The following is a 20,692-nucleotide window of genomic DNA, read 5'->3' on the forward strand; positions in this document are numbered from 1 at the left end:
TAGCTGCGTCCACTCTAGGGGCTGGGCGCCGGTATTTACAGGTTGTACTGGTAGGGCGACACCAGCACTTCGATGCGCTGGAACGCCTTCAGGTCCGAGTAACCGGTGGTAGCCATTGCCCGGCGCAGCGCACCCATGAGGTTGGAGGTGCCGTTGGCGTGGTGGGACGGCCCCCAAAGGACCTCCTTCAGCGGTCCCACGGTGTCCAGCCGGACCCTGTCGCCGCGCGGCAGTTCGCTGTGGTGTGCTTCCTGCCCCCAGTGCCAGCCCTGGCCGGGTGCCTCTTCGGCACGGGCCAGCGCGGAACCGAGCATCACGGCGTCGGCGCCCATGGCGAAGGCCTTGATGATGTCGCCGCTGGTACCCATGCCGCCGTCGGCGATTACGTGCACGTACCGTCCGCCGGACTCGTCCATGTAGTCGCGGCGGGCCTCGGCGATGTCGGAGATGGCCGTGGCCATGGGGGCGTGGATGCCAAGCGCGCGCCGGGTGGTGGTGGTCGCGCCGCCGCCGAACCCGACGAGGACGCCGGCCGCGCCGGTGCGCATCAGGTGCAGGGCCGGGGTGTAGCCGGCGGCTCCGCCGACGATCACCGGAACATCGAGTTCGTAGATGAACTGCTTCAGGTTCAGCGGTTCCACGGTCTTGGACACGTGCTCGGCCGAAACGGTCGTGCCGCGGATGACGAAGACGTCGACGCCGGCGGCGAGGACGGTCTTGTAGAACTCCTGGGTGCGCTGCGGAGTGAGCGAACCGGCAACCGTCACGCCGGCGTCGCGCATTTCGGCCAGGCGGGAGCTGATCAGTTCGGCCTGGATCGGTGCGTTGTAGATTTCCTGCAGGCGGCGGGTGGTTGCAGGATTGAAATTGTCGTTGCTGAGGGCGGCGATTTCGTCCAGCAGCGGTTCCGGATTCTCGTACCGGGTCCACAGACCCTCGAGGTTCAACACGCCGAGTCCGCCGAGCCTGCCCAGGGCAATGGCTGATGCCGGAGACATCACCGAGTCCATCGGGGCGCCGATGACCGGCATCTCGAACTGGTAGGCATCGATCTGCCAGTTGATGGACACATCCTGGGGGTCACGGGTGCGCCGCGAGGGCACAATCGCTACGTCATCCAGGGAGTAGGCTCTGCGCCCATGCTTGCCACGGCCAATTTCTATCTCGTTACTCACGTTCCCTAGGTTATCCCAGTGCGCGGCGTCGGCCCGAAAGCTCCCGGTATCCGGGGCAGATCCTGGCACTTAAACCCCGAAGGGCAGCTCCAGCGCGTACGCAGGGGCTGCCCTTCGGCAGGTAAGCCGGGTTAGCGGCGTCCGTAGTTCGGCGCTTCGGCCGTCATCATGATGTCGTGCGGGTGGGATTCCTTCAGCCCGGCCGGGGTGATCCGGACGAACTTGCCCTTGGCCTTCAGCTCTTCAATGGTGCGTGCACCCGTGTAGAACATGGTCTGGCGCAGACCGCCGACCAGCTGGTGCGCCACGGCGGAAAGCGGTCCGCGGTAGGGCACCTGGCCTTCAATGCCTTCCGGAATCAGCTTCTCGTCGCTGGGGACGTCGGCCTGGAAGTACCGGTCCTTGGAGTAGGACGTGTTCTTGCCCCGGGACTGCATGGCCCCGAGCGAACCCATGCCGCGGTAGGACTTGAACTGCTTGCCGTTCACGAAGACCAGGTCACCCGGGCTCTCCGCGGAGCCTGCCAGCAGGCCGCCAAGCATTACGGTGTCGGCCCCGGCCACGATGGCCTTGCCGATGTCGCCCGAGTACTGCAGGCCGCCGTCGGCGATCAGCGGGACGCCCGCCGGGATGGCTGCCTTGGAGGCTTCGTAGATGGCGGTGATCTGCGGGACGCCCACACCTGCGACTACGCGGGTGGTGCAGATAGAACCCGGCCCCACGCCTACCTTGATGGCGTCGGCGCCGGCGTCGATCAGGGCCTGGGCGCCTTCGCGCGTGGCTGCCTGGCCGCCGATGATGTCCACGTGCGCTGCTGCCGGGTCCTTCTTGAGGCGGGCAATCATTTCCAGCACGCCTGCACTGTGCCCGTTGGCGGTGTCCACCACGAGGATGTCGACGCCGGCCTCGACCATGGACATGGCGCGCTCGTAGCCGTCGCCGAAGAAGCCGATGGCAGCACCGACGCGCAGGCGGCCTTCGTCATCCTTGGTGGCCAGCGGGTACTGCTCGGCCTTGTCGAAGTCCTTGACGGTGATGAGGCCCTGCAGCTTGCCGGCGTCGTCCACCAGTGGGAGCTTCTCGATCCGGTTCTTGCCCAGCAGTTCCATGGTTTCCGCGGCGCTGATGCCCACCCGGCCGGTGATGAGCGGCATGCGGGTCATGACCTCTTCGACCTTGCGGCTCGGGTAGTCGGCACGCGGAATGAAGCGGGTGTCGCGGTTGGTGACAATACCCAGCAGGGTGTTTTCGGCATCCACCACCGGCAGGCCCGAAACGCGGAAATGCGCGCAGAGGTCGTCGAGTTCCTGCAGGGTGGCGTCGGGGGAAATCGTCACCGGGTTGGTGATCATGCCCGATTCGCTGCGCTTGACCCGGTCAACGTGCTCGGCCTGGTCCGCGATGGAAAGGTTCCGGTGGATCACGCCCAGGCCGCCCTGCCGGGCCATGGCGATGGCCATGCGGGATTCGGTCACGGTGTCCATCGCGGCCGAGAGCAGCGGCGTCTGCACGATGATTCGCTTGGACAGGCGGGAGCTGGTGTCGGCTTCAGAGGGAATGACATCCGTCGGGCCGGGCAGCAGGAGGACGTCGTCGTAGGTCAGGCCGACGAAGCCGAACGGATCGTGTTCTGGGTACTGCTGACTCAAAGCTGCGCCTCTTTCGGGGATGAGAGGAAGGAAAAGGCCCGATTTAGCCTGTACCTATCGTAAAACGAAAGCGGTCCCGCCCCTATTCCTCCCCGAAGGTATATACCGCCTGTGAGGGATGCCACGGCCAATAGCAAAGGCCCCGCTCCCGGAAACGGGTTCCGGGGGCGGGGCCGAGGCCGATTTCCGCACGCGGGGCGCGGATCAGGGCTGATTAGTGCTGGTGACCGTGGTCGTTGTCCTCTTCGGCCGGCTTCTCCACCACGAGGGCTTCGGTGGTGAGCACCAGCGAAGCGATCGAGGCGGCGTTGCGCAGGGCCGAGCGGGTGACCTTGACCGGGTCGATGATGCCGGCGGCAATGAGGTCTTCGTACTCGCCGGTGGCGGCGTTGAAGCCGTTGTTGACTTCCAGCTCACCGACCTTGGCAACGACGACCATGCCTTCGGAACCGGCGTTCTCGGCGATCCAGCGCAGCGGCTGTGCCAGTGCACGGCGGACCAGGCCGACGGCGGTGGCGGCGTCGCCCTGCAGCTTCGTCACCTCCGGATCAGTGTCCAGTGCGCGTGCAGCGTGGACCAGTGCGGAACCGCCGCCGGCCACAATGCCTTCTTCGAGTGCGGCACGGGTGGAGGAAACAGCATCTTCGATGCGGTGCTTCTTCTCCTTCAGCTCCACCTCGGTGGCTGCGCCGACGCGGATGACGCCGATGCCGCCGGACAGCTTGGCGAGGCGTTCCTGCAGCTTCTCGCGGTCCCAGTCCGAATCGGTGCGCTCGATCTCGGCACGGATCTGTGCCACGCGGTCGGCGACGTCGGCTTCGGAGCCGGTGCCGTCAACAATCGTGGTGTTGTCCTTGGTGACCGTGATGCGGCGGGCGGAGCCCAGCACCTCAAGGCCAACCTGGTCCAGCTTCAGGCCGAGGTCGGGGCTGACCACCTGGGCGCCGGTGAGGGTCGCGATGTCCTGCATCATGGCCTTGCGGCGGTCACCGAAGCCCGGGGCCTTGACGGCGACGACGTTCAGGGTGCCGCGGATCTTGTTGACCACCAGGGTGGACAGGGCTTCCCCGTCTACGTCTTCGGCAATGATGAACAGCGGCTTGGAGGTCTGCAGAGCCTTTTCCAGCAGCGGCAGGAACTCGGCGACGGAGGAGATCTTGCCGGAGTTGATCAGGATCAGCGCGTCTTCGAGGACGGCTTCCTGGCGCTCCGGGTCGGTCACGAAGTACGGCGAAAGGTAGCCCTTGTCGAACTGCATGCCCTCGGTGATAGCCAGTTCGGTCTGCGTCGAGGAGGACTCCTCGATCGTGATCACGCCGTCCTTGCCGACGGTGTCGAAGGCCTGGGCCAGCAGTTCGCCGATCTCGGTGCTCTGCGCGGAGATGGCTGCAACGTGCGCAACCTGGTTGCCTTCAACTTCCTTGGCGTTCTCCAGCAGGCGCTTGGCAACGGCGTCAACGGACACCTCAATGCCGCGCTTGAGCTGCCCGGGGGCAGCACCGGCGGCAACGTTGCGCAGGCCTTCCTTGACCAGGGCCTGTGCCAGCACGGTGGCCGTGGTGGTGCCGTCGCCGGCAACATCGTTGGTCTTGGTGGCTACTTCCTTGGCCAGCTGTGCGCCGAGGTTCTCGTACGGGTCTTCCAGCTCAACTTCACGGGCGATCGTAACGCCGTCGTTGGTGATGGTGGGAGCGCCCCAGGTCTTGGCCAGGACGACGTTGCGGCCGCGCGGGCCGAGGGTCACCTTGACCGTATTGGCGAGCTTATCGACGCCGGCTTCCAGCGAGCGACGGGCGGAGTCATTGAACTCCAACTGCTTTGCCATGTGTGTGTCCTTTCCGACAACTACATCTGCACCTACATCAGAAAACCCCGGCCAGAATCGTGGCCGGGGTTTTCCAGGGGAACTACTTTACGACGACGGCCAGCACGTCGCGGGCGGACAGCACCAGGTATTCCTGGCCGCCGTGCTTGACTTCGGTGCCGCCGTACTTGGAGTAAATGACTACGTCGCCTTCGGCAACGTCAACCGGGATGCGGTTGCCGTTGTCATCAACGCGGCCGGGTCCAACTGCAACTACTTCACCCTCCTGGGGCTTTTCCTTTGCAGTGTCCGGGATAACGAGGCCGGAAGCAGTGGTCTGCTCGGCTTCGAGGGGGCGGACAACAATACGATCCTCAAGGGGCTTAATAGAGACCGACACTCGGGCTCTCCTTTGCGTAGTTTCTAACGGAATGGGGCCGTTGGTCTGGCGCTGGCCGTCGTCGCGGTGCCGGTTCGCGCTTTCCCTTCGGGAGTTAGCACCCTCACGTTCGGAGTGCTAACTCAGACTTTATGCAACGGTTAGCACTCGGTCAAGGCGAGTGCCAGCGCGTACCTCATCTGGGCCCCTCTCCCCCGTATTGGCGGGCAAGCAGATGAAGAAGGGATTTGCTTAGGTTGTCCTAACCGGGATAGTTTTCATCTGCGCGCACCATTAGAAAACATTTCTGTGTCCTAATCCCCCGATAGGCACATCGAGTCTCACCGGAGCCCCCATGATCACGAAATCCCGCCTGCTGGCCGGAACCGCCCTTGTGTCCCTCCTCGCCCTCAGCGCCTGCTCCACTGAAGCAGCAGAAGCCGACGTCGAGTCCGCACAGCCCTCAACCGTGACGGTTGAGCACGCCCAGGGAAGCACCGAAGTTCCGGTGAACCCGGAGACCGTCTACACCTTCGACCTCGGTGCCCTCGACACCATGGATGCCCTCGACATCGATGTCGACGGCGTGCCGGCCGCCAACTTCCCGGACAGCCTCTCCCAGTACGGCGCCGAAGAGATCACCAAGATCGGCAGCATGAAGGAGCCCGACTTCGAAGCGATCAACGCCGGCGCTCCGGACCTGATCATCATTTCCGGCCGGGTTGCCGATTCCTACGAGGAATTGAGCAAGATTGCCCCCACCATCGACCTCAGCGTCGACAACGCCGATTCCTGGAACTCCTTCAAGGAAAACACCCAGACCCTCGGCACGATCTTCGAGAAGGAAGACCTGGTTGAAGAGAAGCTGGGTGCCCTTGAAGGCAAGGTCGAGGACACCAAGGAACTGGCCGCCGACGCCGGCAACGGCCTGATCGTTATGACCAGCGGCGGGGAAATGACCGCCTACGGCGCAGGCTCCCGCTTCGGCATCATCCACGACGTCCTGGGCCTGGCACCGGCCGCCGAAGTTACGGGCGAGGGCAAGCACGGCGAATCCGTTTCCTTCAACTACATCGCGGACACCAATCCGGACCACCTGTTCGTTATTGACCGCGACGTAGCCGTCGGCACCTCCGGCGAAGCCGCCTCCGCCGTGCTCGACAACGAGCTGGTCAAGAGCACCAAGGCTGCACAGAACGGAAACATCACCATGCTGGATTCCGCCAGCTGGTACCTGGTCGGATACGGCCTGAACAACGTGGACACCATGGTTAATACCGTCCACGACGCTCTCTAGCCGCACCTCTGCGCTCCGTGGCCCGGCACCGCCCGTGCCGGGCCACGGCGGAACTGGATACCGATATATGACTGCCCCCGCCGTGCCGGCTGAGAAACCGGCCCCCGCGTCCGCCGCCGCTCCTTCTGAACGGCGGCGCTTTCTGCGTTCACCCGCAGCACTGGTCCTAGGGGTCTGCGTTGTCGTTCTGCTGGCGGCCGTGAGCCTTTTTGTCGGCGTCGGCGACCTTTCACTCGCCTCGCTGCTGTCCGGGGATCCCACCACGCACATGCTGTTCTGGGTCAGCCAGCTCCCCCGCACGCTGAGTATTGTCCTGGCGGGCATGGCGCTGAGCGTGGCCGGCCTGATCATGCAGCTGATGGCACGGAACAAGTTCGTGGAACCCTCCACCGTCGGCACGGTGGAATCGGCCCAGCTGGGGATCCTGGCCGTGACCGTGCTGCTGCCGGGCGCCTCCATGTTCCTGAAGATGTCCACGGCTTCGGTCTTCGCCGCTGCAGGAACTGCACTCTTCCTGCTTATCCTGCGCCGGATCCCGCTGCGCAACACACTGATCGTGCCCCTTGTGGGCATCATGCTCGGCGGCGTGATTTCCGCCGTCACCACTTTCTTCGCCTACCGCACCGACCTCCTCCAGACGCTGAACAGCTGGATGATCGGCGACTTCTCCGGCGTCCTGCGCGGCCGCTACGAACTGCTCTGGATTGTCGGTGCGCTTACCCTGATCGGCTACCTTGCCGCGGACCGTTTCACGGTCGCCGGCATGGGGCAGGACTTCACCACCAACCTCGGCCTGAACTACAACCGGGTCATGGCGCTCGGGCTGGTGATCGTCTCGCTCATCAGCGCCGTGGTGGTGGTCAGCGTCGGCTCCATCCCGTTCCTGGGGCTGATTGTGCCCAACCTGGTGTCCCTGCTGATCGGTGACAACGTCCGCCGGGCCGTGCCCTGGGTCGCCGTCTTCGGAGCGGGCTTCGTCCTGCTCTGCGACATCATCGGACGCACCATCCGCTACCCGTATGAAATCCCGGTGGGAGTAGTGGTCTCCGCCGTGGGCAGCGTCATTTTCCTGTATCTCCTCCTACGCAAGCGCGGTTCCCATGCCTGAGACATCCACCAGCGCACTGCCTGCAGCACTTACGGAGCACCGCCGGCGTCCCGTCCGGACCGTTTCCGCCGGGTTCTGGATCATCACCCTCGGCCTGGTCGCCGCAGCACTGGTTGCGGTGTTCATGACCATCGAGCTGCGCGGAAACCTGGGCTATGCCCTGCCGCGACGGGCTGTGAAGGTGGGCTCCATGATCCTGGTGGCGTACGCCGTCGGGGTCTCCACCGTCCTGTTCCAGACGGTCACCGCCAACCGGATCCTCACGCCGTCGATCATGGGCTTCGATGCCCTCTATGTGCTGATCCAGACGGTCCTGGTGTTTGCCCTGGGCGGCGGTGCCCTGCTGTCGCTTGGCGCCCCGATCCGCTTCTGCCTCGAAGTGCTGCTGATGGTCGGGTTCTCGTTCCTGCTCTACCGCTGGCTGTTCACCGGCGGCGGGAAATCCCTGCATCTGATGCTGCTGGTGGGAATTGTCTTCGGCACCATGTTCCGCGGCTTCTCCTCGCTGCTGCAGCGGCTGATCGACCCGAGCGAGTTCATCATCCTGCAGGACCTGTTCTTCGCCAGCTTCAACAATGTCGACGCCGCCCTGCTGGGCTACTCCGCCGCCGCCGTCGCGCTGGTCAGCGCCGTCGCCTGGCGGATGCGCCACTCCTTCGACGTCCTGGCCCTGGGCCGCGAAACCGCGGTCAACCTGGGGGTGGACCACAAGCGCGCAGTGACCGCCACGCTGATCATCTGCTCGGTGCTCGTTGCGGTGTCCACGGCCCTTGTCGGACCGGTGACCTTCTTCGGGCTCCTCATTGCGTCCCTGGCCTACCAGCTCTGCGCCAAGTTCCGGCATGCCTCGGTGCTGCCGATTGCCGTCCTGCTGGGAATCATTGCCCTGGTGGGCGGCCAGCTGGTGCTGGAGCGGATCTTCGACTTCGACACTGCGCTGAGCATCGTCATCGAGTTCGTGGGCGGCATCGTGTTCCTCATCCTGCTTCTGAGGGGAAACGTGAAATGACCCTCCCCCTGCACCGCGTGAAAGGCTCCTCTTCATGATCTCCGTCAACGGCGTCACCAAGCGCTATTCCTCCGCCGTCGTCGTGGACGGGGTGAGCTGCGAGATCAAGGAGGGCGGCATCACCTCGATCATCGGGCCCAACGGCGCGGGCAAGTCCACGCTGCTCTCCATGATCAGCCGGCTGCTGCCCATGGATTCCGGCACGGTTGCGGTGGACGGGCTCGACGTCGTTTCCACCCCCGGCCGGGACCTGGCCCGGAAGATGGCGATCCTGCGCCAGGACAACCAGCTCACCGTCCGGCTGACCGTTCGGGACCTGGTGGGCTTCGGCCGCTACCCGCACAACGGCGGCCGGCCGGGGCCCGAGGACAAGGTCCACATTGAGCAGGCAATGGCCTACCTGGACCTCACGGCGCTGGCGGACCGGTTTGTGGACGAGCTCTCCGGCGGGCAGCGCCAGCGGGCGTTCATCGCCATGGTGCTGGCACAGGACACGGACTACCTGCTGCTGGATGAGCCGCTGAACAACCTGGACATGAAGCACTCGGTGGAAATGATGCGGCTGCTGCGCCGGCTCACGGACGACTTCGGGAAGACCGTGGTGCTGGTCATCCACGACATCAACTTCGCGTCCTGCTACTCCGACGACATCATTGCCATGTGCGACGGCCGGCTGATCCACCAGGGACCGCCGTCGGCCATCATGCAGCCGGACGTGTTGAAGGATATCTACGAAATCGATATCCGGATCGAGGAGATCGACGGAAACCGGATCGGCGTCTATTTCGCCTAGCCGCTGGTGCTGAAGTCCGGCAGCTCCGGCAGGATCAGGGGAATCCCCTCCACCGAGGCATGGATGAACCGGACCAGCACGTCCCAGACCACGTCCGAAGGCGTAGGCTCCAGTCGGACGTTTTCCCCCGGACCCGGCGTCAGCCGATACTGGCCGGCAGGTCCGGCGTTCACCCAGCCGAACCATGCTCCGGTACGCTCCTCCAGCACCTCCCACTGCGTCCACGGCTGCTGCCACATCCGGGTCCCGGCTTCGTCCAGGTCCTTGGGCGCGATGGTCCGGGCGTCCTCAAGCCGGTCCAGATAATGCTTCTTCGGCAGGATCAGTGCCTGGTGCGGGATGCTCCAGGCCGGAGACAGACCCACCCAATCCGCTATCAGCTTCGGTACGGCATTGGCCTGCGTGAGGCGAACGAACAGTTCGTCGGAACCCAGCTCCGCATCGGACGGAAGGGATGCAGAAAACAGCGACGGCGCCGTGGTGACTTTCGCAAGGCCGCCTCCGATCCACGCCTGCATCACGGATCCCCCGGACGCACCCGAGGCTTCGACCAGGAACGCTGCGTCATTTCCCCGGGTGGGTGTCAGGAACAGCTCACCGGCGGAGGTCAGCGTGCCGTCAGCGGTGAGCAGTCCGGCCGACTGCAGCTGCAGCGCGGCGGCATCCTTCCGCTGGAACCGGCCCAGCCGGGTCCTGTCCGCGAGGGTGTCGAGCAGCTCGAGGGAGGCAATGGAAAATACATCCCCGGTTTCGCGGTACGGCTGCGCACCGGCGATCCCGGCCAGGTCCTCGACGCCGGCTCCCAGCCAACGGGAGGCGAACTCGTCGCGCCGGGGTTCCTGCGGGGCGATGCGGTCCAGTTCAGGCTGTTGTCCGCTGTAGGGGACGGCTTCCGGCACTGAGCCGTCGATTCTGATATCGGCGACCATCTGCTCGAACAGCAGCTTCATTCCGATGTGCTGGTCAACGGTGTAGCTGGCAGTTGCCTCGAGTGCGTATCCGCCGGCCATCCAGATCCAGCGGTCCACGCAGACGGGATGCGGGCCTACCTGATGGACAAACCGCTGGCGGCGGCCCGTGACAGACGTGCCGTCTGCCGTGGACGCCCAGAGATCATGGGAAACGATCCGCACATCCTCAAACTGTTCCAGGGTTGAGGCGAGAGCCGCCGTCGCGTACCGGGCAACCGACGCCCGCCCGGCGGGTGCCCACCTCAGAACCATATTCGGCCGGAAGGTTCCCGCCGGGACAGGTGGATGTGCAACAGCCAGCATGCCTCCCGGAGCCTCGATCCGCTCCCAGCCGTCCGGGCGCGGCAACGCAAAAGAATCGAGCAGCTCATAGCTGAATCCCTCGGTGGCCATACTCATGATTTCCCTTCCCCGTTCAGGAACTCTCTGGTGAACCGGTCCTCGCCGCGGGCCATGAGCCGGTCCACTTCCTTCATCCACTCCGGTTGCAGAAACTTCGGCATCCAGAGCCAGCCGAGCATGCCGATACCCTGGCAGGCAAACATAACGAGGGTATAGGGAACCGAAACCGCTTCGTTGTCCGGCACAAAGTGCAGGGCTGACAGGAGCATCAGCCATGCCCCCAGATAGGTGCATGCGAGGGACGGCTTTCCCGGGAAAAAGCCGTCAAGGACAATCAAGCCCACAAACTTTTTCCGGTAGAGCAGGATTCCGCCGATGAAAAGGAGGAGACCCAATGGAAAAATCATGGCAAGGAGTGCCCAATAATTCGTTTCAGTTTCCATTGCGTTCCCCTGTCTTGCGGCGCGGCACCCTGCCACATGGGTCTGCCGTACGGATTCGCCGGAGTGGCTCCGATCACAAACTACCGGTTATTTGCCGAAAAGCTTATTCCAGCAATCCCCTGCAGCTTCCGCGACATTTTCCGCTGCCTTGCGTGCAGCCTTGCCTGCGTCTGATTTCATGAGGTCCGTCTCCATGAAATCATCCACCCCGGTCATGGCCAGGTCTGCCAGGGCATCCTTAGCTGATTTGCCGCCCAGGAAATCAAACTCCACCGAAGTGACAACCGAGATCCCGATGCCGATAGCGGCGCCCGCCACGGTTCCCACCGGTCCGCCTACTGCTGTCCCGATCATTGCGCCGGCCCCTGCCGCGGCCAGGTCGATTCCGACCTTGGTGCCGCCTTTTACGGCACCCATGGCGTCCGCGCGCTTGTTCAGTTCGTCAGGGTCCATGCCGGGATTTTCCTGCAGGAGTTCGTTATAGGCATCCTGCCGCTCGTCCTTGACGGTCAAACCGGCCGTCACGAGAGTCAGTGCACCGCCGCCTATTTTGAAGCCCTTTGCGGTGTTGGTCAGCTCTGAGAACTTACCCGGGGTGGTAGCCCATTTGGACCCGCCCTTATCCACCCTGTTCTTGTAGTGGTCCCAGGTGTTGTACAGCAGCTTGCTGGGTAGGGGCCTGGGCTCGAACGTATTCACTGAGGTGAGCTTCCATATCCCGTCACTGACCCACCGTCCTCGTGCCATGTGCCGGATCCGCTCGGCGGACGTCCCGTAGCGGACGTAGACAGGCTTGGCTGTGGGAACTTTTACGACGGTCTGGCGTGAGGTCGCGAGCTTGGCGGCGGCACCCACAAATCCGGTCACGGCGGTGCCCCATTTACTAGTGACCTCATTGACGAACGGATCATCCCCGAGGACGACAGTGAGCAGTTTTGCCGCTGTTTTCTCCTCAAGTGCCCGATAATCGTTCGCGAGGGCCGCCACCTGGGCTGGCAGCAGCAGGTCGACCGGCGGCGGCGGGGCGAGAGGGTCAGCGGGCGCCAGGCATTGGGTTGCTTCCTGCTCGGCACGGGAATTGGCCGCTTCCACCCGCAGCATCAACTGATCCCTGCGGATTTGGAGCCAGCGGATGTCCGACGCGAAGGCCAGCAACGTATCGCCTGCTTCTTTGGCGGTCTGCTCCAGCAGCTCCGCGTGCGGTGTGACCGTCCTGAAGACGTCCACGATCTCGGCCGCGCCGTCGCCCTCGTAATGCGCGTTCAGCTGCTGCCAGGTGTCCGCAGCGTCTTCGACGCTCTGCAGGTAGGACGTGCCTCCCTTGCCGAGGGCCGGCGCGGCGCCTTCAATGGCTTCCGGAGACGCCCATCCGAAGAGTCCGGAGGTATCGATCGACATCAGTTCCCGCCCTTCAGCTCAGGGGCCTGGAAAATACCGGACTGTGCTTCGGCAAGGCTTGCCCTGGCGGCGTCCGCCATTGACGCATCTGCTTCCGCGATGATGGACACAGCCTCGCGGACACCCGCCACGGCGTTGCCGATCCGGGTTTCTGCTGCCTCGGCCTGCAGTGCGAGGGTGTTCTGCCACAGCTCCCCCAACGCCTGGACCACGGCGCCCGTGCCTCCGGGTCCGCAGGCCGTCTGGGCGTCCGCCACTGCGTTCTGCAAAGCTGTCAGTGCCGCCGGGCGCCCCGGATCGTTTTCCACCTGCGCAAGAACCCGGGCACACCCCTCCGGATTCACGTCGTAGCCGCTCAACGGCATAATCCCCACTCCCCCGTTATCCCGTAATGCTGAAGACTTCTGCACCCTAAGGTACAAGAAATGAAACATTGCGCCCATGGGGAGAACTACCCATGGACGGCCGGGGTTCCGCCGGAAAAGAAGCGCGGACCAAACTGCGCCCGGGACACAGCCAATATGGTCCGGTCCCGTTGCGCCCTGCCGGAGGGTTCTCCTACGTTGGGAGACCCACATACCGGTCTCTTGGGAAGGACCTGCGATGGAGTCCAAACTGCGCGTAGCTGTCCGGCTTGATCTGGACGCGCGTCAGGCATGCCTTGAGGTGCATGGGCGGGTCACCGAGCAGAACTGCAGGGTCCTCTACGTGCTGGCCCGACGTGCCAACGCTGCCCTTCCCGGCCTGTTCGTGGTTTTGGACCTTCAGAAAGCGTCCGCAACCGACGGGGCGCTGGCGGCACTGTCGCACAGTTCGGAAACCGGGCGCCTGCCCGTGCTGACCGGCGGGCTGGTCCAGGAATCGTTTGCACCCCGCCAGTTAAGCGTCCTCGCCCCGGCTGCCTAGCCTCCGCCGGTTACCTACCGCCTCCGCTGGCCTGCCTCGCCGCTTCTTCCATGCGCCGACGCCGTGCGGCTCTCTTTTCATCTCGGATCCACTGCGGCTGCAGGAACGGCGGCATCCAGAAACTGCCCAGGACCCCCAATATTCCAGCGATGAGCATCAGAAGGATCAGGAACATGGTCACCAGCGCGTTTAGGCCGCCGTCCATGCCGAACCGTGTAAGCGGCATCAGGATAAAAGCCGCGCCAAGGTACGTTGTGGCAAGCGCCGGCTCCCCGGACATCACAATGTTGAGACCGGTCCGATAGTGGCGGAACCTGCCGTTGTAAACGAGGAGACCGCAAAGCATAAGAATGATTCCCATCGGAATCAGGATTAGTGCCACGAGAGTATTGGCGTTCATCTATTCAGCACTCATTCAATTTGTCGTAACTCCAGTGAGGCACACGTGCGCGGGTCAGCCTAATGTATTCCGCCGGCCCGCCTGACCGGCCACTGCGGCGAGCCGCCCCACGGCCTCGGTCAGCACCTCCGGTGAGCAGGCGAAGTTCAGCCGGACAAATCCGGCGCCCTGGTGCCCGAACCGCGGCCCCGGCTCCAGCGCCACCCGTCCCCGTTCCAGGGCCACCGCCGCGGGATCGCCGCCCCATCCAAGGGCGCGGAAATCCAGCCAGGCGAGGTAGCCGGCCGACGGCGGGCGGTACCCCACGCCGGGCAGCCTCTCCGCCAGAAGCTCTGCCAACAGGTGCCGGTTCGCAGCCAGGGACTCCATGACTCCGGCAAGCCAAGGACCGCCGTCGTTATAGGCCGCTGCCGTGGCGTGCAGCCCGAGGATGCTGGTCCGTGCGGACACTTCCTCAGGCATGGACGCCAGCATCAACCGGGTCCGGTCGCTTTGGCCGATCATCACTGCACACTTGGTACCGGCAATATTCCAGGCCTTGCTGGCGGCGGTGACGCAAAGGCCGTATTCCCGCGCATTCTCCGAGACGGTGAGGTACGGGGTGAACTCGCCGGGCGCGTAGGTCAAGGGGGCGTGGATCTCGTCGCTGATCACGGCCACGCCGTACTTCGCTGAGAGGTCGGCGAGCGCCCGCAGGGTCTCGGCCGAGTGGACCAGCCCCAGCGGATTGTGCGGATTGCACAGCAGCAGGGCGTCGGCGCCGCGGGCAAAGGCCCGCTCCAGCCCGGCCAGGTCCAGTTCCCAGCCCTCGCCGTTCAACAGGAGCGGCACCTCCACCACCGAGGAGCCCGCTTCCAGCGGCAGCTCAAAGAACGGCGGATAGACCGGCGGAGTGATGACCACGCTGCCGTCCGCGGGTACTGCCTGCCGCAGGCATTCCACAATCGCCACGCTCACATCCGTGGTGCTCCGCACGTCATCCGGATCCACCGCCCAGGCCCAGGTCCGTGCGGCAAACCCCGCAAAGGCCTGCGCCATCGGCGCAGGCCCGGCGATATACCCGGTGTCCGAGGCCAGCACCCGGTCGATGATGGCCTGCTGCACCGGTTCCGCCAGCGGGTAATCCATTTCCGCTACGAACAGCGGCAGCACGTCCGCCGGATAGGTCTGCCATTTGTAGCTGGTCCGGGCACGCAGTGCAGCCAGCGGCTCGGCGGCGATCTTCGTCATGCCGCCCAACCTACAGCTAACGCGCCTGCAGGCAGAACAACTAGGCTGGAGGGCATGCCTGATACTTCCCTTGCCCATGTTCTGACCCCCGAGGGATGGCAGCTGCTCAACTCGCTTCCCCCCTATCTCGAATCCGAATCCCTGAAGCTGAACACGGATCTGCGCAAGGCCGGGCATTCCCCCGAGCTGGTGGCCGCCGTGCTGACCCAGGCGAAGCTGCGGATGAAGGCCAGAGGCAAGTTCGGCCCGTTTGCCGAGCACATGGTCTTCACCTCCCCCGGCCTGGAGCAGGCCACCCGGCTGAACGTGGCCGCCCTGCACGCCCGCCGTTTTAAGGACGCCGGACTGGAGAAGGTGGCGGACCTCGGCTGCGGAATCGGTGCCGACTCCCTCGCCCTGGCCACCCTGGACCGGCAGGTGACCGCCGTCGAACTGGATGAGATCACCGCTGCGGCAGCCACCATCAACCTCATGCCCTGGCCGGAAGCAACGGTGGTGCAGGGCCGGGCCGAGGAATTCGACCTGACCGGGTTCGACGGCGTGTGGCTGGATCCGGCGCGCAGGACCACGTCGACGTCGGGTACCACCCGCATCTTCGATCCCGAGGCCTTCTCCCCTCCCCTGTCCTTTGTGGAGTCCCTGGCGGATTCCGGCCTCCCCGTCGGCGTGAAGATGGGCCCGGGCATCCCGCACGAAGCAGTGCCTGCCGGCTGCGAGGCGCAGTGGGTGTCCGTGGACGGTGACGTCACCGAGGCGACCCTGTGGTTCAACGCGCTGCGGCGCGAGGGCGTCCGGCGCGCCGCCCTGGTGATCGGTTCCGGCGGCGCAGCCGAGCTGACCTCCCCGGTGGACTACGACGCCGGCGCCCAGGACGTGGGAACCGGCCCCGCCGAGGGCTACCTGTACGAGCCCGACGGCGCGGTGATCCGGGCCGGACTGGTGGCCGACGTCGCAGCCACCCTGGACGGGCATCTCCTGGATCCGCATATTGCCTACATCTGCGCCCCGGAACTGCGCGATACGCCGTTTGCCCGGGCCTACCGCATCCTGGAAGTCCGCCCGTACAACGTGAAGGCGTTGAAGGCGTGGGTCCGGGAAAACCGGATCGGCGTGCTGGACATCAAGAAGCGGGGAATGTCGGTGACGCCGGAGGAGCTGCGCAAGGCCCTGCTCACCGGCTCCGGGAAGGGGGGAAACAGGGGGGAAAAGAAAGCCACGCTGGTCCTCACCCGGATCGGCGAGGACCGCGTGGCCCTGGTGGTGGAACCGGTTCCGGCCGCGTAGGCGGTGCGGGCGCCGTTCTGCGAAGCGGGGTCAGGAGCGGGAGAACTCGCTGGCTTCGCGCACCTGCTCCGGCGTCGGGCGCACCCCCGTGTAGAGCACGAACTGTTCCTCGGCCTGGATGGCGATGACTTCCGCCCCGGTGATCACCGGTTTCCCGGCGGCACGGGCGGCAGCGATCAGCGGGGTTTCCGCGGGCAGCGCGACGACGTCGAACACCACCCGGGCGGCGGCCACGGCGTCGTCGCCGAAGGACTGCACGTCCTCGTCCTGCCCGGACATGCCCAGCGGGGTGACATTGATGAGCAGGTCCGCCGTGGACGTGCCGGGCTCCGGCTGCCAGGCGAAGTCGTAAAGGTCGGCAAGTGCACGGCCGGTGGCCTCGTTGCGGGCAATCACCGTGACGTCGGAGAACCCCGCGTCCCGCAGGGCTGCGGCCACTGCCTTGGCCATGCCGCCGGATCCGCGCAGCAGCACCGAGTGCGCGGCCGGAACCCGGTGGTCCCGCAGCAGCCGGGCGATGGCCAGGTAGTCGGTGTTGTAGGCGGTGAGCACGCCGTCGTCGTTGACTATCGTGTTCACCGATTCGATGGCCTTCGCGGACGGATCCATCCGGTCCACGAGCGCAATCACATCTTCTTTGTACGGCATGGACACGGCGCAGCCGCGGATCGGCAGTCCGCGCACCCCGGCAATGGCCTGCGCCAGGTCCGCGGGGGCGAACGCCTTGTAGACGTAGTTCAGGCCCAGCTGGTCATACAGGTAGTTGTGGAAGCGCGTGCCGATGTTGCTCGGCCGCGCGGCCAGGGAAATGCACAGGGTCATGTCTTTGTTCAGGATCGGCATTCCCCCATTATGTCTGCACCGCCCGCCGGCTTCGATTTCCCGGCGTGTTCGGGGCCGAGGCCCGGAGCAGGCGCTGCGCGGCTATAGGATTGGTACGGTTCTCAACGCAAAGATGCGGGTCCGAGTACTTCAGTGGTAGCGCATAAAGCAGGAGACAGTTTGGAAATCGAGTTCGCCAAGTCGGCCCAGTCAACATTGGGAGTCGAGTGGGAGCTGGCCCTTGTGGACGGCACCACGGGAGACCTGGTCTCCGTGGCGGATGAGGTGCTGCGCGGCGTGAACGTCAATGACCCCGCGCTGCATGAAGACGACGAGCATCCGCACATCAAGCAGGAACTGCTGGAAAACACCGTTGAACTGGTGACCGGGATCTGCGGCACCGTGGCGGAGGCCAAGGCGGATCTTGCCCGTTCACTCGCAGCGGTCCGGCGGGTGACCGACCCGATGGGCGTTGAACTGTTCTGCGCAGGTTCCCACCCGTTCAGCACACCGCGTTCGCAGCCGGTCACGGACAAGGAACGCTACGCCAAACTCATTGACCGGACCCAGTGGTGGGGCCAGCAGATGCTCATTTACGGGGTACACGTCCATGTGGGACTGGACAGCCGGGACAAGGTGCTGCCCGTCCTGGACGGACTGGTGAACTACTTCCCGCATTTCCAGGCCCTGTCCGCTTCCTCCCCGTTCTGGTCCGGGGAAGACACCGGCTATGCCTCCCAGCGCGCCCTGATGTTCCAGCAGCTGCCCACCGCAGGCCTGCCGTTCCAGTTCGGCTCCTGGACCGAGTACGAGTCCTACGTGCAGGACATGTTCACCACCGGCGTCATCGACTCGATCAGTGAAATCCGGTGGGACATCCGGCCCGTTCCGGGCCTGGGCACCATCGAGATGCGGGTCTGCGACGGGTTGGCGGACATCCAGGACGTGGGTGCCATCGCCGCACTCACGCAGTGCCTGGTGCACGAGTTCTCCTCGATAATCGACGCCGGCGGCACCATTCCCACCATGCCGCCCTGGCACGTCCAGGAAAACAAGTGGCGTGCGGCGAGGTACGGGCTGGAAGCCATCGTGATCCTCGATGCCGAAGGCAACGAAAAGCTGGTCACCGACCACCTGCTCGAGGACGTCCTGCCCCGGCTGGCACCGATCGCCGCCGAACTGGGCTGCAGCGCCGAACTGGCCGACGTCCGGACCATCATCGAGCGCGGCGCCGGATACCAGCAGCAGCGCCGGGTAGCGGAAGAGAACGACGGCGACCTGCGCGCCGTCGTCTTCGACGGTATCCGCCGGCTGCGCGGCGCCTAAGCACCCGTTTCCTGCGTACGAAAGGGCCCCGGCGGTATTCCGCCGGGGCCCTTTCCGTCGTCAGGCGCCGGCCGCCGCCACGTGGATGCTGGTCACCGGGAGTGACGGATCCGTGCCGAAACCGATCCCCGAGGGTTCGCCGCCGGCCATGACCACCTGCGCGCCGAGCGCGGCAACCATGGCGCCGTTGTCGGTGCACAGGGAAATCGGCGGGACCCGCAGTTTGATGCCCGCCGCCGAGCAGCGTTCCTCGGTCAGGGCGCGCAGCCGCGAGTTGGCAGCCACTCCCCCGCCCAGGAGCAGGTTGGTAATACCGTGCTCCGTGCAGGCCAGCACCGCCTTGGCGGTAATCACGTCCACCACGGCTTCCTGGAAGGACGCAGCGATGTCGGCCACCGGCAGGTCCTGGCCTGCTGCCTCATACTGCTCCACGCAGCGGGCCACGGCCGTCTTGAGGCCGGAGAAGGACCAGTCGTAGCGGTGCGGCCCCGGGGCTTCGGCAGTGCCCATGTACTTGGGCTGGGTCAGTCCGCGCGGGAAGCGGATGGCCTTCGGGTTGCCTTCCCTCGCCAGCCGGTCAATGGCCGGTCCGCCGGGGTAGCCGAGCCCGAGGATGCGTGCCACCTTGTCGTAGGCCTCGCCCGCGGCGTCGTCGATGGTGGAGCCGAGCAGTTCCACATCGCTCGTGAGGTCGGCTACGCGAAGGATCTCGGTGTGCCCGCCGGAGACCAGCAGAGCCCCGAGGTTTTCCGGCAGGGCGCCGCCGTCGAGCACGCCCACCCCCACATGCGCCACCAGGTGGTTGATGGCGTAGAGCGGCTTGCCGGTTGCCAGGGCCAGTGCCTTCGCGGCGCTGACCCCCACCATCAGTGCCCCGGACAGGCCGGGGCCGGAGGTGACGGCAATCGCGTCGAGGTCGGCGAGCGTCACGCCCGCTTCGGCCAGGGCCGCCTGCAGTGCCGGGACCATTGCGTCCAGGTGCGCGCGGGAGGCAATCTCGGGAATGACGCCGCCGAACCGCACGTGTTCCTCCATGGAGGAGGAAACCGTATTGGTCAGCAGGTCGGTCCCCCGGACAATTCCGATTCCGGTTTCGTCGCAGGAGGATTCGATGCCGAGCACCAGGGGGTCGGTGCGGTTCATTTACTGTCCTTCGTTTCTGTAGTCCCGGCCGCCGTCGGAGCGCCGGACCACTCGGCCAGGGGCAGGCGCATGATCAGCGCGGAGGCGCCGTCTCGGTAATAGCGCGGCCGGACATGGATCTGTTCAAAGCCGAACCAGCGGTACAGGCGCTGGGCACGCGGGTTGTCGTCCCGCACTTCCAGGAGCACGTCCTCGGCGCCGCGCTGCTTCGCTTCGTCCACTAGGGTGGTGAGCAGCCGCGAACCGATACCGGATCCTTCGTTTTCAGGCACGACGGCGATGGTCTGGACGTCCGCAATCGGCAGCACGCACATCAGGCCGGCATAGCCGATGACGGTTCCGGCCGGGTCCAGCGCCACGTAATAGGAGCGGGTGGATGTCTGGGCAAGCTCGTCGTGGAACATCTGCAGCGGCCACGCGTCGACGGGAAACAGCCGTCGTTCCAGGGCATCGACGGCGGGAATGTCGCCGACGTCCATCCGCCGGATGGACACGGTCCCGGGCGCGGTCACAGCGCGCGCTTCCGCGGGCCGGGGACCTTGGCGTCGGATTCGCGCAGGTACAGCGGGGTGCTGGGCAGCAGCGGCAGCCCGCGGACCAGACGGACGACGGCGGTGCGTCCCAGTGCGGCGGCGGTGGGCTGCGCGTCGGCAAAACCTTCCACGGCATGCAGGGTCTCCGGGTACAGGCCGGCTCCTGCTCCGTACACGGGGAGCGCGGGAACCTCGCCGGGGGCGGTCACGTGCGGACCGTCCAGCAGTTCCGGCGTGCCGCCGGTGCTGCGGTAAGCCGCCCAGTAGACCTCTTTGCGCCGGGCATCGGTGGCGACGGCGAACTCGTCAATGCCGAGGCGCCAGGCATCCAGGGCGGCGTCCACGGCGATTGCATCCAGGCTCATCACCCCGTGCAAGGGCTTGTCCCAGGCGAAGGCAAGGGTTCGGGCGGTGGCGATCCCGGCACGCAGGCCCGTGAAGGGGCCGGGACCGACCCCTACGACCACTGCATCCAGGTCCTGGCCGGTTATCCCGGCTTCGGCCAGCAGACCGGCGATTCCGGGGGCAAGGACTTCGGCGTGGGAGCGGGTGTCTTTGGTGGCAAAGGACGCCAGGGTCTCTCCCTCCCCGCTGAGCAGTGCCGCACTGGCGATGGCGGAGGTATCAATGGAGAGAATCAGCACGGTTCCTATTCTACGGCGCTGTCCCCTGGCTGTTTT

At 65.4% G+C, this 20,692-nt stretch carries 21 protein-coding genes; 7 read left to right on the forward strand and 14 right to left on the reverse strand.

What is annotated here, in order from left to right; translation table 11 throughout:
- Positions 1-35: 35 nt before the first annotated feature.
- From LOC56_RS01675 to groES, 4 genes are all read right to left on the reverse strand, one after another.
- The gene (locus LOC56_RS01675; protein ID WP_229949897.1) at positions 36-1,175 is read right to left on the reverse strand and encodes a GuaB3 family IMP dehydrogenase-related protein; all 1,140 of its coding nucleotides are present in this window, start codon (positions 1,173-1,175) and stop codon (positions 36-38) included.
- Positions 1,176-1,306: 131 nt separating this feature from the next.
- Positions 1,307-2,824 (reverse strand): IMP dehydrogenase, encoded by a 1,518-nt coding sequence (guaB, locus tag LOC56_RS01680; protein WP_229949898.1) that lies wholly within the window; start codon positions 2,822-2,824, stop codon positions 1,307-1,309.
- Positions 2,825-3,038: 214 nt separating this feature from the next.
- Positions 3,039-4,649 carry a chaperonin GroEL gene (gene groL, locus LOC56_RS01685; RefSeq protein WP_229949900.1) on the reverse strand — a complete coding sequence of 537 codons (1,611 nt, stop codon included), beginning with the start codon at positions 4,647-4,649 and terminating at the stop codon, positions 3,039-3,041.
- An 82-nt stretch (positions 4,650-4,731) separates the two neighbouring features.
- Positions 4,732-5,028 (reverse strand): co-chaperone GroES, encoded by a 297-nt coding sequence (groES, locus tag LOC56_RS01690; RefSeq protein WP_146361179.1) that lies wholly within the window; start codon positions 5,026-5,028, stop codon positions 4,732-4,734.
- A 334-nt stretch (positions 5,029-5,362) separates the two neighbouring features.
- On the opposite strand from groES, the gene LOC56_RS01695 reads away from it, so the two are divergent.
- From LOC56_RS01695 to LOC56_RS01710, 4 genes are all read left to right on the forward strand, one after another.
- Positions 5,363-6,304: a siderophore ABC transporter substrate-binding protein gene (locus LOC56_RS01695; protein ID WP_229949902.1), complete on the forward strand. Its 942-nt coding sequence runs from the start codon at positions 5,363-5,365 to the stop codon at positions 6,302-6,304.
- Between the two features lie 199 nt (positions 6,305-6,503).
- Positions 6,504-7,412 (forward strand): iron chelate uptake ABC transporter family permease subunit, encoded by a 909-nt coding sequence (locus LOC56_RS01700; protein WP_229949904.1) that lies wholly within the window; start codon positions 6,504-6,506, stop codon positions 7,410-7,412.
- Entirely contained in the window at positions 7,405-8,421 is a 1,017-nt protein-coding gene (locus LOC56_RS01705) for an iron chelate uptake ABC transporter family permease subunit (protein WP_229949905.1), read from the forward strand. The genes LOC56_RS01700 and LOC56_RS01705 overlap by 8 nt, the downstream gene beginning before the upstream one ends.
- A 34-nt stretch (positions 8,422-8,455) precedes the next feature.
- The gene (locus LOC56_RS01710; RefSeq protein WP_229949906.1) at positions 8,456-9,214 is read left to right on the forward strand and encodes an iron ABC transporter ATP-binding protein; all 759 of its coding nucleotides are present in this window, start codon (positions 8,456-8,458) and stop codon (positions 9,212-9,214) included.
- On the opposite strand, the gene LOC56_RS01715 is transcribed toward LOC56_RS01710, so the two are convergent.
- The 4 genes from LOC56_RS01715 to LOC56_RS01730 all read right to left on the reverse strand — a co-directional run bounded on the left by LOC56_RS01715 (position 9,211) and on the right by LOC56_RS01730 (position 12,733).
- Positions 9,211-10,584, reverse strand: a complete 1,374-nt coding sequence (locus tag LOC56_RS01715) for a hypothetical protein (RefSeq protein ID WP_229949907.1) — start codon at positions 10,582-10,584, stop codon at positions 9,211-9,213. The two genes, LOC56_RS01710 and LOC56_RS01715, sit on opposite strands and share 4 nt — an antisense overlap.
- Positions 10,581-10,922 (reverse strand): hypothetical protein, encoded by a 342-nt coding sequence (locus LOC56_RS01720; protein WP_229949909.1) that lies wholly within the window; start codon positions 10,920-10,922, stop codon positions 10,581-10,583. Before LOC56_RS01720 ends, LOC56_RS01715 begins: the two co-directional genes overlap by 4 nt.
- Positions 10,923-11,057: 135 nt before the next feature.
- Positions 11,058-12,368 carry a hypothetical protein gene (locus LOC56_RS01725; RefSeq protein WP_229949911.1) on the reverse strand — a complete coding sequence of 437 codons (1,311 nt, stop codon included), beginning with the start codon at positions 12,366-12,368 and terminating at the stop codon, positions 11,058-11,060.
- Positions 12,368-12,733, reverse strand: coding sequence for a DUF6507 family protein (locus tag LOC56_RS01730; RefSeq protein WP_229949979.1), 366 nt, complete (start codon positions 12,731-12,733; stop codon positions 12,368-12,370). The genes LOC56_RS01725 and LOC56_RS01730 overlap by 1 nt, the downstream gene beginning before the upstream one ends.
- Before the next feature lie 238 nt (positions 12,734-12,971).
- Between LOC56_RS01730 and LOC56_RS01735 the strand changes: the two genes are divergently transcribed.
- Positions 12,972-13,274 carry a hypothetical protein gene (locus LOC56_RS01735; RefSeq protein ID WP_229949912.1) on the forward strand — a complete coding sequence of 101 codons (303 nt, stop codon included), beginning with the start codon at positions 12,972-12,974 and terminating at the stop codon, positions 13,272-13,274.
- A gap of 10 nt (positions 13,275-13,284) precedes the next feature.
- Here the strand turns inward: LOC56_RS01735 and LOC56_RS01740 are convergent, their stop codons facing one another.
- Together LOC56_RS01740 and LOC56_RS01745 are read right to left on the reverse strand one after the other, a co-directional pair.
- Complete coding sequence (locus LOC56_RS01740; protein ID WP_229949913.1) at positions 13,285-13,674, reverse strand: hypothetical protein; 390 nt, start codon at positions 13,672-13,674, stop codon at positions 13,285-13,287.
- Positions 13,675-13,728: 54 nt separating this feature from the next.
- Entirely contained in the window at positions 13,729-14,904 is a 1,176-nt protein-coding gene (locus LOC56_RS01745) for a MalY/PatB family protein (protein ID WP_229949915.1), read from the reverse strand.
- Positions 14,905-14,958: 54 nt separating this feature from the next.
- Here LOC56_RS01745 and LOC56_RS01750 point away from each other — a divergent pair, with 54 nt between their 5' ends.
- Positions 14,959-16,188: a class I SAM-dependent methyltransferase gene (locus LOC56_RS01750; protein ID WP_229949918.1), complete on the forward strand. Its 1,230-nt coding sequence runs from the start codon at positions 14,959-14,961 to the stop codon at positions 16,186-16,188.
- A gap of 30 nt (positions 16,189-16,218) precedes the next feature.
- Here the strand turns inward: LOC56_RS01750 and LOC56_RS01755 are convergent, their stop codons facing one another.
- Positions 16,219-17,031: a shikimate 5-dehydrogenase gene (locus LOC56_RS01755; RefSeq protein WP_229949920.1), complete on the reverse strand. Its 813-nt coding sequence runs from the start codon at positions 17,029-17,031 to the stop codon at positions 16,219-16,221.
- A 159-nt stretch (positions 17,032-17,190) separates the two neighbouring features.
- Here LOC56_RS01755 and LOC56_RS01760 point away from each other — a divergent pair, with 159 nt between their 5' ends.
- Positions 17,191-18,336 (forward strand): glutamate--cysteine ligase, encoded by a 1,146-nt coding sequence (locus tag LOC56_RS01760; RefSeq protein ID WP_229949922.1) that lies wholly within the window; start codon positions 17,191-17,193, stop codon positions 18,334-18,336.
- Between the two features lie 60 nt (positions 18,337-18,396).
- Here LOC56_RS01760 and tsaD read toward each other — a convergent pair whose 3' ends face one another.
- From tsaD to tsaB, 3 genes are read right to left on the reverse strand one after another with little or no spacing between them, the layout of a single operon-like run.
- Positions 18,397-19,479: a tRNA (adenosine(37)-N6)-threonylcarbamoyltransferase complex transferase subunit TsaD gene (tsaD, locus tag LOC56_RS01765; RefSeq protein ID WP_229949924.1), complete on the reverse strand. Its 1,083-nt coding sequence runs from the start codon at positions 19,477-19,479 to the stop codon at positions 18,397-18,399.
- Positions 19,476-19,958, reverse strand: a complete 483-nt coding sequence (rimI, locus tag LOC56_RS01770) for a ribosomal protein S18-alanine N-acetyltransferase (RefSeq protein WP_229949981.1) — start codon at positions 19,956-19,958, stop codon at positions 19,476-19,478. Before rimI ends, tsaD begins: the two co-directional genes overlap by 4 nt.
- Positions 19,959-19,987: 29 nt before the next feature.
- Complete coding sequence (gene tsaB / locus LOC56_RS01775) at positions 19,988-20,656, reverse strand: tRNA (adenosine(37)-N6)-threonylcarbamoyltransferase complex dimerization subunit type 1 TsaB (RefSeq protein ID WP_229949925.1); 669 nt, start codon at positions 20,654-20,656, stop codon at positions 19,988-19,990.
- Positions 20,657-20,692: the final 36 nt, after the last annotated feature.

The sequence above is a fragment of the Arthrobacter sp. zg-Y179 genome (assembly GCF_020907345.1).
In the GTDB taxonomy this organism is placed as follows: domain Bacteria; phylum Actinomycetota; class Actinomycetes; order Actinomycetales; family Micrococcaceae; genus Arthrobacter_B; species Arthrobacter_B jinronghuae.

What these genes read in the sequence shown, in the direction of transcription:
- groL (WP_229949900.1), bottom strand. Translation starts at nt 4,649, where the DNA reads ATGGCAAAGCAGTTGGAGTTCAATGACTCCGCCCGTCGCTCGCTGGAA.
- LOC56_RS01695 (WP_229949902.1), top strand. Translation starts at nt 5,363, where the DNA reads ATGATCACGAAATCCCGCCTGCTGGCCGGAACCGCCCTTGTGTCCCTC.
- LOC56_RS01705 (WP_229949905.1), top strand. Translation starts at nt 7,405, where the DNA reads ATGCCTGAGACATCCACCAGCGCACTGCCTGCAGCACTTACGGAGCAC.
- LOC56_RS01710 (WP_229949906.1), top strand. Translation starts at nt 8,456, where the DNA reads ATGATCTCCGTCAACGGCGTCACCAAGCGCTATTCCTCCGCCGTCGTC.
- LOC56_RS01715 (WP_229949907.1), bottom strand. Translation starts at nt 10,584, where the DNA reads ATGAGTATGGCCACCGAGGGATTCAGCTATGAGCTGCTCGATTCTTTT.
- LOC56_RS01725 (WP_229949911.1), bottom strand. Translation starts at nt 12,368, where the DNA reads ATGTCGATCGATACCTCCGGACTCTTCGGATGGGCGTCTCCGGAAGCC.
- LOC56_RS01730 (WP_229949979.1), bottom strand. Translation starts at nt 12,733, where the DNA reads ATGCCGTTGAGCGGCTACGACGTGAATCCGGAGGGGTGTGCCCGGGTT.
- LOC56_RS01735 (WP_229949912.1), top strand. Translation starts at nt 12,972, where the DNA reads ATGGAGTCCAAACTGCGCGTAGCTGTCCGGCTTGATCTGGACGCGCGT.
- LOC56_RS01740 (WP_229949913.1), bottom strand. Translation starts at nt 13,674, where the DNA reads ATGAACGCCAATACTCTCGTGGCACTAATCCTGATTCCGATGGGAATC.
- LOC56_RS01745 (WP_229949915.1), bottom strand. Translation starts at nt 14,904, where the DNA reads ATGACGAAGATCGCCGCCGAGCCGCTGGCTGCACTGCGTGCCCGGACC.
- LOC56_RS01750 (WP_229949918.1), top strand. Translation starts at nt 14,959, where the DNA reads ATGCCTGATACTTCCCTTGCCCATGTTCTGACCCCCGAGGGATGGCAG.
- LOC56_RS01755 (WP_229949920.1), bottom strand. Translation starts at nt 17,031, where the DNA reads ATGCCGATCCTGAACAAAGACATGACCCTGTGCATTTCCCTGGCCGCG.
- tsaD (WP_229949924.1), bottom strand. Translation starts at nt 19,479, where the DNA reads ATGAACCGCACCGACCCCCTGGTGCTCGGCATCGAATCCTCCTGCGAC.
- rimI (WP_229949981.1), bottom strand. Translation starts at nt 19,958, where the DNA reads ATGGACGTCGGCGACATTCCCGCCGTCGATGCCCTGGAACGACGGCTG.